The organism is Methanosarcina flavescens (assembly GCF_001304615.2).
Lineage (GTDB): Archaea > Halobacteriota > Methanosarcinia > Methanosarcinales > Methanosarcinaceae > Methanosarcina > Methanosarcina flavescens.
The window spans coordinates 738940-753913 of the sequence record NZ_CP032683.1 but is presented as its reverse complement, the minus strand read 5'-3'; the positions used below and the strand labels follow the sequence as shown (position 1 = coordinate 753913).

Here is a 14974-nt window from a genome sequence, read left to right as displayed (position 1 = left end):
GTTATATCTTTTTTCTTTTCCCTTTTTATTATCTTTTCTTCTTTTTCCATCCTCTCCGGTACTTTAATTCTCTTTTATCTTCTATCGGCAGCATTTTCCTGCTTGCAGAAGCGAGCGCCGCTTATAAGTTCATAATACTGTTCAGTAGGGGCTCTCCAGTCCATATCTTTTGCAAGAAGAAAAGCTTCCCTGCAGAGAAGTTTGTACTTTACCCTATCATCTATGAAATTCCGTGTAAAGTAGCTGACTGCCAGGGCATAATCAAGGACTGCTTCGTAATAGGGAAGATCGATGTTATCTACTACTATCACTCCTCCAAGAACTTCTTTAAGGGATTCTATTGTCTTTATGGCGTCACTGAAGCCGCAAACCCGGCTGACCACGCTTGGGGTTCCTTCTTTTCCGGCTTCAAGCCCTGTGAGCAGGAAGGGATCGTAGCGAGAGGGAAAAATGCCTGCACAACAGCCTGCCATAAACTCCCCTACTTCCATACCCAGCCCTCCGTCCGAGCTAGAAAGAATCTGGGGATAGAGAAGTGCTGCAACCGAGCGTTTTCCCCTGACCATTTTCGAAAAAACCAGTCCTTTTTCCTCGATCATCTGCTGAATCCTCAGCTCGTTTCCTACAAGCACTTCTTTTGGCAGGTTCACAGGAAATCCTGAAGGAAGGTTTGTCTTTTGTCCTTCTGCCGTAACAAGGAAACAGATTACCCTTATTCCTTCCTCCATATGCCCTTCGAGAATGCTGTTCTTTATTATATGCTCAAGAGCGACAAGAGAGTCAAGAAGATCAGGGTAACCCTTATTTTCTACTTCCAGACGGGAGATCGTGAAAATCGGGATTATCTTTTCAGGACTTATCCTTTCCCCTCCGTGATATTTGTACAGGTTTTCGGAAAGGAACTTCCTGATGCGTTCAAGGGAGCTTTCTTTTCGATCCCAGTCTATCTTATCGGTTTCTATGGTTATCCCATTTCGTATCACAATACCGTTAATTCCGTAAAAGAGCCTGAGTTCCTGCCTGGTTGACTCCCCAACTGCGGTAACTGTATCGGCATATGATGCAAGAGCTTCAAGGGCAGCCAGGTTTTCAGGCACGCCCAAAGGCCATGTGCTGTCATTATTCCTTCTTTTCTGGATGGTGTTATACCCAGCAATCCTTCCGGGCAGGGTCGCATGCAGGGTTGCAACCGTATTTACCGGGATTCCGAGCCTTTTCAGCCTGGCTGGCGCATAGAACACTCCGAACTCATGGCAGTGCAGGGACACCCCGGGGCAGGGAATAAAACCCTGAGTTGAGACTGTGTCGGAGACTTTGGAATTTTCTGAAGTTGTGCTTATAAGAAGCCTGACAAACTCGGAAATCGCATAGGAAAGGCAAAGATAATGAGTATATTCAGGCCCGTTTGACATGCTCTCATATCTAAGGGAATCAAGCCCGAAGTATTTATAGGCTTCAGCTTTAACCCTGCTTTCAAGTGTCATCTCATTTCCCATATACATTGAGCGCATTTTCCCAAAGTCCGAGGTTTGAAATTGCAAATAGCCTATCTTCGTATCCTCTACCAATTTGCTTCCTGTAAACACTTTGATGCCTGAACTCTCAAGAGATTCAAGGGTTTTCTGGAGTTCTTCGTGAGGATTGAGAGGGTCAAGTTCCTCCATATCTGTAATCCTATTTAGTCCCCGGTTCCAATCCGCACCTCTGTGCCCGTAATAAGGTCCCGCAATAAGTATTTCTTTCTCATCCTTTGTATCCAGTTTATCGAAACTTAAAAGAGTTGCAAGAGTTTGTGCTTCCTCATTTATAACGTTCCAGATTCCACCCATCTTGTTTGATTTTGGGCCTGCTTCTTCCCCAGCAATTATGATAAAGTGCTTCTCCAAATCCTGACCCCCAGGCCTTTTGCCATTCTGTTCCGTATTTATATTTTAATTCTCCTGTAAATATTAATATCTATCATCAAAAAATAAACCTGTAAGGGTGAGATCTATTAACGGCTGAGATTATAGCCTGCGACCTGCTGCAGGTGGTTAAAAAAGGAAGAATGCAACTACCTGACCTGTTGAGAATCTTGCAGCCCAGAACCCTGAAATCATCTTAAATTTTCCCGAGCACATTTCTGCAAAGTCCTTAAAAAAGCAGGATTTCATCCGAATGGGAAGCCATATGGAGTTCAGTGCAATGTACCATTTCAGAAGTGCTTATAAATATCCTTATACCAGTGATATTAGCTTACTAGCTTACTACAATAAAAAGGTTTAAATTCTAAGACAATTTGCTAGATTAGCTCCAGAATAGATGATAAAATGGCTCAAAATATAGACCTCCCAGGGAAGACCAATTCTCCTTTCCTGCTGGAGATGAAAAATGTGACTGTTGTTAAAAGTGGAAAAAAAATCCTTGATTCTCTGTCCCTTTCTATTGAGCAGGGAGAGCATGTTGCAATTATAGGGCCTAACGGCTCTGGCAAGTCTTCCCTCATCAAGACCTTTACAAAGGAATATTATCCCCTTGCATCAGCTGATGGATTAGTTCTGAATGTCATGGGTAAAGGAACTTGGAATGTCTTTGAGCTAAGGAAGTTACTGGGAATTGTCTCCGGTGACTTGCAGCAGACCTACTGCCGTGAGGTCAGTGTGCTGGACGTCGTACTCTCAGGATTTTTCAGCAGCATAGGCATTTACTATAACCATGAAGTTACCCCTGAAATGAAATCCAGAGCATTGGAGGTGCTTAAGTTCCTTGAGGTTTCCCACCTTGCAGACAGGATGATGTCTGAACTTTCCTCAGGAGAAGCCAGGAGGGTACTTATAGGCAGAGCCCTTGTGCACGACCCGCAAGCCCTTATCTTAGACGAGCCTGCAAATAGCCTTGATCTCAAAGCTCTCCATACTTTCCGCGAAAGTGTTCGGAAGATAGCAGGTTTGGGAAAAAGTGTAATTCTAGTCACTCACAACCTTGAGGATATTATTCCTGAAATTAATCGGGTGGTGCTCATAAAAGACGGAAAAGTCTTCAGGGACGGAAAAAAGGAAGAAATCCTGACCGATGAGAATCTCTCTGAGCTTTTTTCCCTCCCTGTTGAAGTCCTGAAGATAAATGGTTACTATAAGGCTGTGGTCTGACAAAAGTCGTTATGCAGGCAAAGTTACGTTCTATATAAAAATTGAATGGCTTATATGCGCGGACGTTTCCTTAAATTGTAACCTCGTATAACCTTTATAACAGGCATATATAATAAATGCAGATAACTGTAAAATATATTTTCCAAAATCTCTATTTCTATTTCTATTTCTCAGGACTTTTTCATGCTCAGTCTCGTTAAATCTCTTAATAATAACCCTCCTAAAAATTGTTAATCTCTACCTTAGTTACTTGTGTTTGTTTCTTGCGCTTATATAATCTTAAAAATACCTTGCTTCTATTGAAAAATGGGGGATTCTGGGGGTTGTTTGTTGGAAGTCTGCAATACTCGCGGTTCGTTCAGTTCCTACCTTTATGAGATACGTTTTATCATTCTTTTTTATGTGATCGGAGATTGGGCCTCTACTGTTTATGCCCTGCCTCAGGGTATAGAATATAATCCTGTTCCTGCCATGATTCTGGAAAACTACGGGATTTATCACCTGTTACTTATTAAAATAGGCTTTATTTTTTTGCTTTTCTATGTAGCGCCTACGATAAAAGCGTCAGAAGAAAGATGGGCTCTTACAAAACATATTATTGAATTTGTAGGCATCTTTGTAACTGTAAATAATCTTATGGTTGTCTGGTACGGGAACAGCCTTATACAGGCGCTCGGGTTTGTGTGACTTCTAAGGTCAATACAACTGCCTATTTTTCTCTTTTTTTACAGCCATATCTGAGTGAATTTTTCCTGCCTTCCTTATCTGGTTTTAGCATACAGGAAACAGTCGTAATATTCTTCCCCCACCCTATGGACTTTTCTCATAACGCATTCTTTCTGGTACCCACATTTCTGGGCTACGCGCTCACTTGCGAGATTCCGGGTGTCCATAAGGATGACAATTCTCTGTAAATCCAGTTTCTCAAATCCGACCTTTTCGAGCTGTTTTACAGCCTCGGTAGCAATACCCTTTCCCTGATAGTCCCTATCAATGAAATACCCAATTTCTCCTATCCAGGGTCTGTGCTGGTCGATCCTGATTCCGCAGGCTCCTACAAGTTTTCCGTAATAGAGAACAGAGTAATTGTGCTCAAAGTTAGCCCTTCTTTTAGCTTCATTAAGCTGTAGAAAGTATCTCTCTTCTTCAAGCGTTTTTATAGGAAACTCTATGAACTCAAGATTTGTATGTGAGATTATCTCAAAGAAACGTTCGGCATCAAAGAGTTCCTGAGGGCGAATTTTTACTTTGGGCATAAATAGAGATTAAATCTCCTTTATGAAATACATTTTCAGGCTCTGTTTTTATTTTATCTTATTTTTTATTTTTCTGGAAGATAGCTAAAAATAAAATAGGGGTAATACAAATATAAGTATATCTCTATTTAAATAAGAACTGTGTCGAGCTCGAAAACAAGAAAACAGTTTTTGCCATGTGTGAAGAACTCTTTCGGTCGGACTACTGTGAGGAAGCCTTTATCGCAGCTGAATGGGCTTATAAGGTAAGAGAAGCTTATTCTGAGGACGATTTCTTCACTTTTGAGCGTTGGGTTGAAAACTGCATCAACAACTGGGCAAAATGCGACACCTTCTGCAACCACGCAGTAGGCTCTTTTATTGAGAAATTTCCAGCTTATGTAGCAAACCTCAAAGCCTGAGCCCGGTCGGATAGCAGGTGGGTTTTCGGCGGGATGCGGCGGTAACCCTTATCCTGCCTGCCCGAAAAGGCAATTTCCTGAGTGAGGTTTTTGAAATATCCGATCTCCTGCTCAAAGACCAGGACGACCTGGTGCAGAAAGGTTATAGCTGGATGCTCAAAGAAACCAGTAAAGCCCACTAGCAGGAAATCTTCGACTATGTTATGAGAAATAAAAAAGAAATGCCCAGGACCGCCCTGCGTTACGCAATCGAGAAAATGTCACCGGATCTGAGATCCAGAGCCATGGAAAAAAGCTGGTAAAACCTGAACCAGGCGCAGGAAACCGGAAAAAGGGAAGAAACCGGAATAATGAGAAAATATTGTAAAAGATATAAAATACTAGAATTAGAAGAGATATGGGAAGTGAGAAATAGTTGGGAGTAAGGAACTTCCCCGACACAGTACCCCCATACAATATCTTAGTTCCTTACTCCCGGATGTTCCCTTTTAATTCCTGTATCTATTGCCTGCAACTGAATTCTGCAGGAACTTTATCTCAATTACATATTTTCCCCTAGGTTACAATTACAAAGATCTTTTCACAAGTATTTTGTTCTATTTATCCAGCTATGATACTAAATTAACATTTAGAAAACTTTTAATAACACCATCTCCTGTGCCTGGTTTTTCAAAAACTCCTTTCTGAAAGGCAGGATGTTCAGCATTCTTATTCTCCATTTAATGAGATAAAATGTGAATGAAAAGAGAAAGGTAAGAGAACAGACTATTGAGAGTTTTATCTGGTCAAGAAAGTGTTCGTTGATTAATCTCAGTAATTAGGTTAAAATCATGGAAAGTACAGAAGATCTGGAGAATGGGAGCATACAACAGTTTTCTCGCAGTTTTCGAGTCTTCGTAGCTAGCAAAATTCATTAAAACAAGAATTGAGACGACTATGTTAAAGTTAGAAAATGTCAATATATCAAACACGTGAGCGAGGCCGATAGAAGTAATAAAAATAATAAAATTAATTTTATTTCCTATTTTTTTAAAAATGTAATGTGGTGATACTATCACCAGTATACTAATAAATTATCTACAGTACAGCCCATCTGGACCGTGCCACTCCTGAATAGATATTTTCCAGTAAGCGGCTGTCCAACAGCAACATTGAGTTGCTTATCCTGGAGAGTTGCACCGCCAGGCATGCCAGTACAATCTATATAAATTGTTCCCTGATCTGTGGTCTGGAAAACATTGAATGCGTGATTACAACCCCTCGCGCCGACCCATCCGGCACTGATACCATTCTTCTCTGCACTATCATGGAGAGTTTTGGCGAAATCGCTGCATACATAGGTAGAAGTATAGGGTTTCTCATCGGTCTTATCAGCTTTTAAAAACTCTATAAGCTGATCGTACGTAGGATTTACCGCGTTATTGTAATTTGTCAATGTAATGATCTTGCCATTTCCTCCTACCGTACAAACATTATTTGAGCAGAGCTTCACTGTTGTAGTACCTGTCGCATCAGTTGGGACCACAGGTTGGACCGCAGCAGGCGGGACTGTAGTATCTTCAGCCTCATCAGCCGTAGCAGGGTCCCTGCAATTTTCACAGGGCTCATATCTATAATGATTCGGGAAATGTCTATGATATTTTCCTTCTCCAGAACTATATGCAGCTGAAGCTGCCGAAGCGGTCAAAAATAAAATAATAAAAATAGAAATATTTTTAATAGTATCATTCCTAATATCCCTAGAAAGTACAACGAAGCAGCAATATAAATATTTTCCCAAAAACGTATAATATATTGGAAAAATTTTATTAATTAACCCAATCCATTAAAGATCATATTTATGCAACTCTATATATTTTCATACATAGCCAAAAAATATTCATAAAAATGTAAGGATTTTTACAAGCTTTCTTATAAAAGAGCTTGACCGCAAACTTTTTAGAAAAAAGTTTGATCACAAGCCTTTTCAAAAAAGGCTTGAGCGAAAACCCCGAGCAACGGCGTGATAAACCGGCGCAACGGTTTTGATCAAGTGATGTCACGCTTGCGGATCAAGGGCTATACTTTTAAAAATAGAAATAGATCGTTTTTACTTTGCATTTCACTGTTTAATCGGTTCACTATTATAAATTGTAACGGTTTTCCAACTTGAAAATCAACCCTGCTCTGGTTTCTCAGACTTTATTCTGTAGTGACCCCATCGAATTCAGCTTCATTTGCTTCGGCTTCTTCTTTCGTGGCACGCACGATTCCGTCTTTGTGGTGTGCCGGCGAATAGATTGTATAAAGTTTTAGTTCCTCTGTGTCCGAAGTGTTGATAATATTGTGCTGCGCTCCGGCTGGCACAACCACTGCAACTCCGTCACTGAGCTCGTATTCGTTGCCGTCGATGATGCACTTTCCCTGCCCGGCTTCAAAACGGAAGAACTGGTCATTTTCCTCATGCACTTCCATTCCGATTTCTTCCCTGGGCCTTAGGCTCATGAGTACCAACTGGCTGTACTTTGAGGTGTAGAGCACCTTACGGAAATTGTCATTTTCCAGAGTGGCATCTTCGATATTAATACTAAATCCTTTCATATGTTTTAATTCATGATTGCTAGTATATAAGATTAATTGATGATGTGATTAACTGGAACAAATATTAAAAAAGAGAAATATTTATACAATATGTTGGTACATAATAAAGATGTTACATAATTATAAAAGTATTTAGACCAATTGAATTAAAAATTAGAACTAAAGTATGCCATTACTATGTCTGCGATTATGATTTACTTCGATACCTTCTCATATCAGAAATTGTCATAAGTGCTGTGATCTCCAAAAATCTTGAATGAAGCTATCCATGGGTCATCCCTTCCTCTAATGAGGGCAAGTCACACAAGCCCTACTCACCAGTTCCGGCGGTGACAATTTTTTAAGTCCAAAATTTTTCCTTGCTATCCCACTTGCTTGGTTTTTTCATTGGGGACAGCATCATAATATTAACTGGATAGTATGATAGTTTAGCAAAATTATTAGCGGTAGAATGTGATGAAGTTAGCGCTTATATCCCTGAGTTAAAGACTCAGAGGTTTTACGTTTCGCACTATAATTCAACTTTAATATTAACAAAAATGAAAGTACTACCTAGGGATTTAATTGCCTTAAATTTTTTCTCAGTAAGTTTAATATACTTGTAAGTACTATTTTTATTTATATTAATTTATTTTAATGCCCTGCTTTTTTAACATGGGAAATATGAATATTACCCGATCCAAATTTTTTATTATAACTTATATTCATATCTTTGGCTTAATGTTTATACATATTTGAGACTCTGGAGACTCTGGTATCTACAGCCTAAAAACAGATCTCGAAAATAAAGGTTAATTAAAAAGGAAGCGAGGACTTTGGATTCACAAAAAATGAAAAATCTGGTTCGAAAATTCAATACCTGCATTGAGATGAATAAAGACTATCAGGCATATTCAGATTTTAAGGAAGGAGTTAATAAAGGCCTGGATATCGCCAAGTATGCTTTCGAGGAGAATCTGGAAAAACTCTCTTTATCCAGCTCCGATGAAGATAAGATTGAGAGAATAAGGCTCTTGGAAAACGATTTTAACATGCTTTTAGACACCATTACCCTGCCAAAAACGCCGAATTGCTCGGAGGAGCTACTGGATGGGGTACAGACCGGGTTCGAAAAATCCAAGAAGATCTTTAAGGAATTCATAAAGGAATCATTTCCCCTGGAGAACACATAAAAATTTTAGAATTTTTTGAGCTCAAAAGCTCTATTTTTTTATTTAGCTTAAGAGCTCTACTTTTATAATTCTAATTTTTGAACTTAAAACTCTTTTTTTATGGGGCTAAAGACTTTTACTCTTTCTTTCTGAGTCTACTCGCTCCATCTTTTCTATTGGCCTAAGACCTCTACTTTTTAATCGAGCATAATCATTAATAAAAACCGCCAGAACCTGAGTTGAAACAATTTTCTTTCGAATCCACCCTGCAGGTCGCAGAGACATAAAATAGGTTTTATATACTCTATAATTGAAATGTATCGAAAATGTTAAAATGGATGTTATATTATCATGTTCTTAATACCATATGAGGTAAAAAGGAGCAAGTAAAACGTCAACGGCTGAAATACAGATCTCAGTATGTGCATTATTTTTTTTGTCTATATGTTTCACAGTTTTGTTCTTTAGCTGTAAGTTTTTTGTATGGAGATGTTCAAAATATAACAAAGTGTAAGAAGGAGTAGGTAGATTCTTTAGCTGGAAAAAACCGAATTTAATTTTTTATAATTTTTAGTTTTTATCCTTTTACATTTTTACATCTTCTCTAATTTTTCCCTTTAATTATATCTTATATTTTCTGTATTCTTTCAAGATCCTTCCAAGATTTTATTATACAGTTCGAGGAGCTATATGGTTAGATTATAGTTAGATTATATATTCACAGGCAAGATTCATCAAGAATAAAAATTCGATTATTCTGGCAGGAGAATTTAATACATTACATAGGTTTCCAGTTAAAAAACAATTAAAAAAAAGATTGAAATCTAAACAAAATAGATATATAAAATGGAACATATAATTTCTTACGTATATATAGATAAAAGTATACATAGATAAATTAGAACTTTTTCAGTTATATGATGGGGGTAAATTATGGAAGAGAAAGAAGATAAATCAATATTTGGAGTCTGTCCGAATTGTGGAAAGCCGTTCAGGATAGAATCAACAGGTGGTGGGGAAGATTGGCGCTTCTGCTCAGATGTCTGCTTAAATCCTGCAGCAATACCAACAGGGGCAAGGCTGCAGCCCGATCAGGCTACCCTACGCTTTGTAGACGGAAACATGAATGAGTATATGCGAGATGAATATATCAAAGTTCACGGTATCGATCCTCTACCCATTTGGAGAGCTATGGAGAAATGGCGTGAAGAACAAATGAAAAAATGGAAGATGTAACTCAATATATGCATTTTCTGAATTATTTCACTTGTTTACTTATTATCTTATTTTGCCTTTTTAAGTTTTATTTCTTAGTTTTTATTTCTTTAGTTTTAATTTTACCTTTACCTTCCTGGCTTTTATCTTTACTCTCTCCTGGCTTTTATCTTTACTCTCTCCCGATTTTATTCCATATTATGTTTTATTTTTGCTTCTGTCATCTTTCCTCCCCCTTTTTTAATTTTTAATCTTATTCCCCTAATTATTCTCTCAGACATATCGAATAATACAGGTGAAGATGTGATAATACTTAAAATTAAAATAGATTATAAAACTCAATAGATCAAATGTGCTAAATTTCGAGACAAGATATAAATAATATATCATTAATTATCTGGAAGCGAGATTAATTTAGTCGGAAATTAAAACTTCTTTCTACTGGCGTGGATACTTTCTGCTTTTAAGATTTGGAGGGGTAGATTGGAGAAGCACAAAGTTAAAGATGCGGTTAAAGCATTCAGTGAGCTGATTGAGAGGAATAAGGATAGACAACCTTATTCAGATTATAAAGAAGGAATAAACCATGGGCTTGAAATAGCCAAAGATGCGTTTGAGGAAAATGCGGAAAAATTTGTTTATTCCAATTCAATTGAAGAGCGGGATACAAAGATAAAAAACTTACAGGATAGATTTAACCTGCTTTTAGACACGATAGTTGTCGAAAAACCACGTTATACCAGAGACCATTTGAGAGGTATAGATAGGGGTTTTGAGAAATCTAAAAAGCTATTTGGGGAATTTATAATGGATTTCATATAATTGGATTAAAGCTTAGAACCTCCAATTTTTCATTATCCCCCTTATTTTCATTACTTGTTGATTGTCTTTTATAGAAAGTAATTTTATTTCTTTATCGTAGGATCGGAGATTACGGCAGCGGCTGAAATACTATCTTGTTTCCCGTACATATACTTGCGTTGATTGAATATACAGTCTTGTAGATACTATATGTTCATCAGCTGATCTTCAATCTAATTTGCAGGTAAAAATACACATTTACTGGCAGAAATAGTCTTTCTTTGTCGATTAAGTGTTTCATCCATTGTCGTTTAAAGCTACTCCTCGTATTTCCAATAATTCAGATAATCTATTCAATGCGTATTTTTTTTCACTTATCATAATTTCTAATTTATTTACTTCCGCCTCTAACTGTGCAATTTCTATTTTTAACTGTAATATCTGCTCCTTAATGAGATCATCACTTTGCATCGTATCCGCCCGATAACTTTGTATTAACCCCTTAAATCAATGCTATTGCATATGTATAAATCAATTCGTTTTCACTTTTTAGATGTTCACCTTACTTATTTATACTGCCACTGTTGTGCCCTCTGACAGATAGATATATGTATTATTTGAAAACAGACCCATCACAACGTGATTAAAACGATTTAATCAAGAGAGGGCTGCCTTATTTATTTAGATAATTAAAAATAAAGCTCAACTTAAAAATATTGAAGCCGTTCAACTAAAAAACATAAAGTCGCACTGCAGGAGAAAACCACTTCTCGAAGCTATTTTCATTCAAAAGGCAGATCCATTGCGATAGGGTCTGAAGTTTCCCACTGTTTACCCGGCATAATGGGACTGAGTTGTACGTTCTATACAGTCAAAGTAAGAGTTGTCTGAAGACCTATATAAGGACGAATTTCGTCTATCCTTCCTTCTCAAAAATTTGCGTTTTTATTTGGAAAGTCGAGGTATATATATGTTATAAGATTAATATAACATTATAGGCAAAAGCTTATAAAAATAATTAAATATGATTATTAATGAGCTTTTATTTTTTTTGAGTGAGCGTCCACATGGACAATTCACATTTGAGAGGGGGAATCTTGTGTCAGTTAAGATAGAGTGGCAAATTTTTACAGCCGAAACACGGAGCGACGGTACATGGAGTTCAAACAGTCCCGCACTCGCGGAATTGCTCAATGCCATAGCGGGTCCGGAAAAAATTAAGGGGCCTGCTCAGGATATCGAGGTCGCAATGGCTCATCTGGCCATTAAAGGACTGCCGTATTTCAAAATAACCGAGGAAACTTCCGGAAACAATAGGGGGAATAACAACACCAAAAAATATTCAGAAGCCCTCTGTTTAAATAAATCTCCTGGTGAAACGTGTTAAAAAATAGTTCATTAATGCTAAGTAAGGTTGCTATTCGCGAAAAATGTGTTATCTTAGTTGTTTTTGTGAACTGATAGTAAAAACGGTATGAATAAAACGTTTAATTTTTATTTTAATAATACTTTTTTTTTCCTAACAAATTTCTGTATCTTATTTAAATTAAAAAAATTAATAAGTACCAGAGAATACTGAGCTAAATAAATATATTATGTCTGTCAATGAACTGAATACCGATCTTTTATCCTTCGGGTTTGGCAAGGTTATGTGGCAGTCTCAAGTTTGTTCTCGCCGCAATTTGAGAGTGACAAAGCTTTAAGAGCTGCTAGCCACCCACATGCTCCAATTATCATACGCACATAGTTTAGACGCACCTACCAGAAAACTGTGGACTCAACCTCAGAAGCAGGCAATGTTTCGGCTTGCCACAACCAGATCATTTTAGGGACAAAATAAGTGTAAGTAAAGATGCTGTAGATCACCATTATAATTGAGGCTGCTAGCCACCAGTTGCGTCTCTTGCCCGTAGTACGCCAGGCTACAACTGCATTTGCAAGTGCAAGCACAGCAACGGGAGGCGATACGAATGCCCAGAATTTAAGCGCTGAGCTTTCCTGGCCCGAACGAGACAGCGCGTCGCCAACTTCTTCCGGAGGCACAGTACTCCACTGGGGAACGACAATCTGCTTCTCATAAAGGCCAGCTCCGAACTGAATACCAACCCAGATGACGAAAAGCCATAATAGAACTTCTCCTTCCTGGTGCCTATTCACAGATCAGTCCTCTAAAGTTTGATATAATCTCTTTAATTCATTTGTAGAGAGACGACGACAATAAGATGACCAAAATAAAATTATAGCTACTGGCCAAATTCCCCCATAAGCTCCTAACCCATTTCTCGATATTGATATTCGAATTTTTGCAGATATAATTTATAAATATTGTCTTATAACTTAACCTATAAATACTATCTTTTTTAGCTTTCTGCTTCTTTGAGTGAAAGGCAGGGATTGGATTAAGATGTACTTGCGCCTTGATGAGATCACTTTAATTTAGCTGACAAACACTGCTGGATACTGGTCATCAGAAGAAGATATTATTTCCTTCTATTTTTACGCAAAATCCTTTTAAAAATAATCTCCTATACTTAAATGGGGGAAATGAATGCCATATAAAAGCAATTCCGAACTGCCGGAAACAGTTAAGGAGAACCTGCCGGAACACGGACAGGATATCTACAGGGAAGCTTTCAATAGCGCCTGGGAAGAGTATAAAGAGCCTTCCGAACGACGGGGAGAAGCTACAAGAGAGGAAACCGCACATAAGGTTGCCTGGAGCGCAGTCAAGAGAGTATACGAAAAAGATTCGAGAGGAAAATGGGTAAAAAAGGACTGAAATTGTGATTTGTGAAGTCCTGCTGTCTCTTTCTATATTTTTCCTTTAATTCTTTTTCGGATTCTATTTTAAACTCTGTTTTAGGTTCCCTTTGGTCTCTATTCTCAACTCTACTTTAAATTCTATTTTGTTAATCATTTAATTTTTTATTCATATCTGCAATAAATAAAGTTATTAGAAGGCTTTTGTGGAGTGTTTAAGATAAGACCAGAATGTTAAGACAGTACAGGTGAAACCATAAGGATGGCAAAGTACAACAGAATCTCTTGTAACCATAAGGACAGTAAAGTACAACAGACCCTCCTGTAACCATAGGGACGGCAAAGTACAACGGAACATTTTATATATATCGAGGAAGTATTACTATATGTGGGAAGATTGAACATTTTATATATATCTGGGAAGTAGTTCTATATGTGGGAAGGTAACAAAAGTGGGTATATTATCCTTTCTAATACGGCATAGATGTAAATACCGCGCTTCGTGTTCGCATTTCCAAAAGGGAGGTAAATACTGCGAAGGAGTGGATTACTGTAAGTGCGGGCTGTTTTTGAAAAAGCAACGGGGAATATAAGCTTTTTTACTTTTCGTTCCAGGAATATTGTCTTTCTGCTAGCTATCTGGTATTTTAAGATTTTTACGCTTGAAAGGTTTGCAATTATAGGGTATAGCTTGGGAAATGTACTTTATCGGTTAGTTTTTAAAAGTTTATCTAGATGTTCAGACTTCATATATTCACACTAAGTTTTAAACTTATATCATATTTTTGGGAGGGTAGTGTGATAAAGATAAAGTATTTAAATCCATTAAGCTTGCCTCTTTTCTTGCTTCTCCTGTATGGATTTACAGCAGGCTGTATAGATTCTGCGACTAATGGTGAAAATCCTATTTCAGATCCGGTTCCTGAAACTCTGGTAACGGATATAAACGACTTAATCCCTGACAGGATGAACACTTTTTTGACTGATGAGGAAGGTTCAGGAGAACGAAATAACGTAGATAGAAATAAGAGTGTTTTAAACTCCGAAGGTTCTGTGTCTCCTGATATCCCGAATATTCCGATTTATCCCGAAGAGAAATCAAATATCATTTATCCCAGGGAGTACAGGCGGCTATCTCTGAATTTTCAGAGAGGCATAGGTTCAGAAAATGAAAGAGTTGTATCTGAAGTCTTCAATATTACCGGAAAGACATCAGGATACAATATTAAAGATGCATGTGATATTTTTGATTATGTGAACCTGCACTGGAAGTATCGTTATGACGGGAATGCCGAGTTCTTCTTTGGGGCTGCTCAGACTATAAATGAAGGCTATGTGGGAGACTGTGATGATTACTCCATAGTCATATCTGCCCTTTTAAGGAATATGGGATTCAACACAAGGGTTGTTACTTCAACAAGCGGAGGCTATGGGCATGTCTATCCTGAGCTTTACATAGGGAACAATACAGAAACTGCATATGAGATTCTAGGGTATGTACAGGGTAGATATTCTTATGCCGAGAGTATCTGGTATTCAAGCAGAGAACTTGAAGGGGGTGAGCTCCAGTACTGGTTGAACTTTGACTGGAGCGGTTCAAACGGGTACAGGCATCCAGGAGGCATATATTTTGAAGGTTCACAGGTAATTTATTATCCTGATGGACTAATCGAGTTCTGAAT

16 protein-coding genes and 1 pseudogene are annotated in these 14974 nt (G+C 37.9%); 11 read left to right on the top strand and 6 right to left on the bottom strand.

The genetic code is table 11. The annotated features are described in order from the left end of the window. Positions 1 to 74: 74 nt before the first annotated feature. Entirely contained in the window at positions 75 to 1886 is a 1812-nt protein-coding gene (locus AOB57_RS03255; RefSeq protein WP_167829524.1) for a glycosyltransferase, read from the bottom strand. 423 nt (positions 1887 to 2309) lie between these two features. On the opposite strand from AOB57_RS03255, the gene AOB57_RS03250 reads away from it, so the two are divergent. Together AOB57_RS03250 and AOB57_RS03245 are read left to right on the top strand one after the other, a co-directional pair. Then, positions 2310 to 3128, top strand: a complete 819-nt coding sequence (locus tag AOB57_RS03250) for an ABC transporter ATP-binding protein (protein ID WP_054298615.1) — start codon at positions 2310 to 2312, stop codon at positions 3126 to 3128. A gap of 330 nt (positions 3129 to 3458) precedes the next feature. Then, on the top strand, positions 3459 to 3815 hold the full coding sequence (locus AOB57_RS03245; RefSeq protein ID WP_054298614.1) for a hypothetical protein: 357 nt from the start codon (positions 3459 to 3461) through the stop codon (positions 3813 to 3815). 74 nt (positions 3816 to 3889) lie between these two features. Here AOB57_RS03245 and AOB57_RS03240 read toward each other — a convergent pair whose 3' ends face one another. Next, entirely contained in the window at positions 3890 to 4384 is a 495-nt protein-coding gene (locus AOB57_RS03240) for a GNAT family N-acetyltransferase (RefSeq protein WP_054298613.1), read from the bottom strand. Between the two features lie 176 nt (positions 4385 to 4560). On the opposite strand from AOB57_RS03240, the gene AOB57_RS14815 reads away from it, so the two are divergent. The 3 genes and pseudogenes from AOB57_RS14815 to AOB57_RS14805 all read left to right on the top strand — a co-directional run bounded on the left by AOB57_RS14815 (position 4561) and on the right by AOB57_RS14805 (position 5087). Continuing rightward, entirely contained in the window at positions 4561 to 4785 is a 225-nt protein-coding gene (locus tag AOB57_RS14815; protein ID WP_264371726.1) for a DNA alkylation repair protein, read from the top strand. 17 nt (positions 4786 to 4802) lie between these two features. Then, positions 4803 to 4985 (top strand): annotated as a pseudogene (locus tag AOB57_RS14810) (DNA alkylation repair protein); the annotation flags it as partial. 3 nt (positions 4986 to 4988) lie between these two features. Further along, the gene (locus AOB57_RS14805) at positions 4989 to 5087 is read left to right on the top strand and encodes a DNA alkylation repair protein (RefSeq protein ID WP_264371758.1); all 99 of its coding nucleotides are present in this window, start codon (positions 4989 to 4991) and stop codon (positions 5085 to 5087) included. A gap of 752 nt (positions 5088 to 5839) precedes the next feature. Here AOB57_RS14805 and AOB57_RS03230 read toward each other — a convergent pair. Further along, on the bottom strand, positions 5840 to 6472 hold the full coding sequence (locus AOB57_RS03230; protein ID WP_167829523.1) for a hypothetical protein: 633 nt from the start codon (positions 6470 to 6472) through the stop codon (positions 5840 to 5842). A 494-nt stretch (positions 6473 to 6966) separates the two neighbouring features. Further along, a complete protein-coding gene (locus AOB57_RS03225; protein WP_054298610.1) occupies positions 6967 to 7365 on the bottom strand; it encodes a cupin domain-containing protein in 399 nt (132 codons plus the stop codon). Between the two features lie 869 nt (positions 7366 to 8234). Here AOB57_RS03225 and AOB57_RS03220 point away from each other — a divergent pair. The 3 genes from AOB57_RS03220 to AOB57_RS03210 all read left to right on the top strand — a co-directional run bounded on the left by AOB57_RS03220 (position 8235) and on the right by AOB57_RS03210 (position 10553). Continuing rightward, complete coding sequence (locus AOB57_RS03220; protein ID WP_226999620.1) at positions 8235 to 8537, top strand: hypothetical protein; 303 nt, start codon at positions 8235 to 8237, stop codon at positions 8535 to 8537. 912 nt (positions 8538 to 9449) lie between these two features. Continuing rightward, a complete protein-coding gene (locus AOB57_RS03215) occupies positions 9450 to 9752 on the top strand; it encodes a hypothetical protein (protein ID WP_054298608.1) in 303 nt (100 codons plus the stop codon). A gap of 462 nt (positions 9753 to 10214) precedes the next feature. Next, on the top strand, positions 10215 to 10553 hold the full coding sequence (locus AOB57_RS03210; protein ID WP_054298607.1) for a hypothetical protein: 339 nt from the start codon (positions 10215 to 10217) through the stop codon (positions 10551 to 10553). A 276-nt stretch (positions 10554 to 10829) separates the two neighbouring features. Here the strand turns inward: AOB57_RS03210 and AOB57_RS03205 are convergent, their stop codons facing one another. Beyond that, the gene (locus tag AOB57_RS03205; RefSeq protein WP_167829521.1) at positions 10830 to 11003 is read right to left on the bottom strand and encodes a hypothetical protein; all 174 of its coding nucleotides are present in this window, start codon (positions 11001 to 11003) and stop codon (positions 10830 to 10832) included. Positions 11004 to 11631: 628 nt separating this feature from the next. Here AOB57_RS03205 and AOB57_RS03200 point away from each other — a divergent pair. Then, positions 11632 to 11919, top strand: coding sequence for a hypothetical protein (locus AOB57_RS03200; RefSeq protein WP_054298606.1), 288 nt, complete (start codon positions 11632 to 11634; stop codon positions 11917 to 11919). A gap of 371 nt (positions 11920 to 12290) precedes the next feature. On the opposite strand, the gene AOB57_RS03195 is transcribed toward AOB57_RS03200, so the two are convergent. Then, a complete protein-coding gene (locus AOB57_RS03195) occupies positions 12291 to 12689 on the bottom strand; it encodes a hypothetical protein (protein WP_054298605.1) in 399 nt (132 codons plus the stop codon). A gap of 391 nt (positions 12690 to 13080) precedes the next feature. On the opposite strand from AOB57_RS03195, the gene AOB57_RS03190 reads away from it, so the two are divergent. Together AOB57_RS03190 and AOB57_RS03185 are read left to right on the top strand one after the other, a co-directional pair. After that, complete coding sequence (locus AOB57_RS03190) at positions 13081 to 13311, top strand: ChaB family protein (RefSeq protein WP_054298604.1); 231 nt, start codon at positions 13081 to 13083, stop codon at positions 13309 to 13311. A 779-nt stretch (positions 13312 to 14090) separates the two neighbouring features. Further along, the gene (locus tag AOB57_RS03185) at positions 14091 to 14972 is read left to right on the top strand and encodes a transglutaminase-like domain-containing protein (protein WP_054298603.1); all 882 of its coding nucleotides are present in this window, start codon (positions 14091 to 14093) and stop codon (positions 14970 to 14972) included. The last annotated feature ends 2 nt before the right edge of the window (positions 14973 to 14974 follow it).

Excerpts from the sequence above, each read along its gene's own strand:
- AOB57_RS03250 (WP_054298615.1), top strand. The coding sequence starts at position 2,310 with ATGGCTCAAAATATAGACCTCCCAGGGAAGACCAATTCTCCTTTCCTG.
- AOB57_RS03240 (WP_054298613.1), bottom strand. The coding sequence starts at position 4,384 with ATGCCCAAAGTAAAAATTCGCCCTCAGGAACTCTTTGATGCCGAACGT.
- AOB57_RS14815 (WP_264371726.1), top strand. The coding sequence starts at position 4,561 with ATGTGTGAAGAACTCTTTCGGTCGGACTACTGTGAGGAAGCCTTTATC.
- AOB57_RS14805 (WP_264371758.1), top strand. The coding sequence starts at position 4,989 with ATGAGAAATAAAAAAGAAATGCCCAGGACCGCCCTGCGTTACGCAATC.
- AOB57_RS03225 (WP_054298610.1), bottom strand. The coding sequence starts at position 7,365 with ATGAAAGGATTTAGTATTAATATCGAAGATGCCACTCTGGAAAATGAC.
- AOB57_RS03220 (WP_226999620.1), top strand. The coding sequence starts at position 8,235 with ATGAATAAAGACTATCAGGCATATTCAGATTTTAAGGAAGGAGTTAAT.
- AOB57_RS03215 (WP_054298608.1), top strand. The coding sequence starts at position 9,450 with ATGGAAGAGAAAGAAGATAAATCAATATTTGGAGTCTGTCCGAATTGT.
- AOB57_RS03205 (WP_167829521.1), bottom strand. The coding sequence starts at position 11,003 with ATGCAAAGTGATGATCTCATTAAGGAGCAGATATTACAGTTAAAAATA.
- AOB57_RS03190 (WP_054298604.1), top strand. The coding sequence starts at position 13,081 with ATGCCATATAAAAGCAATTCCGAACTGCCGGAAACAGTTAAGGAGAAC.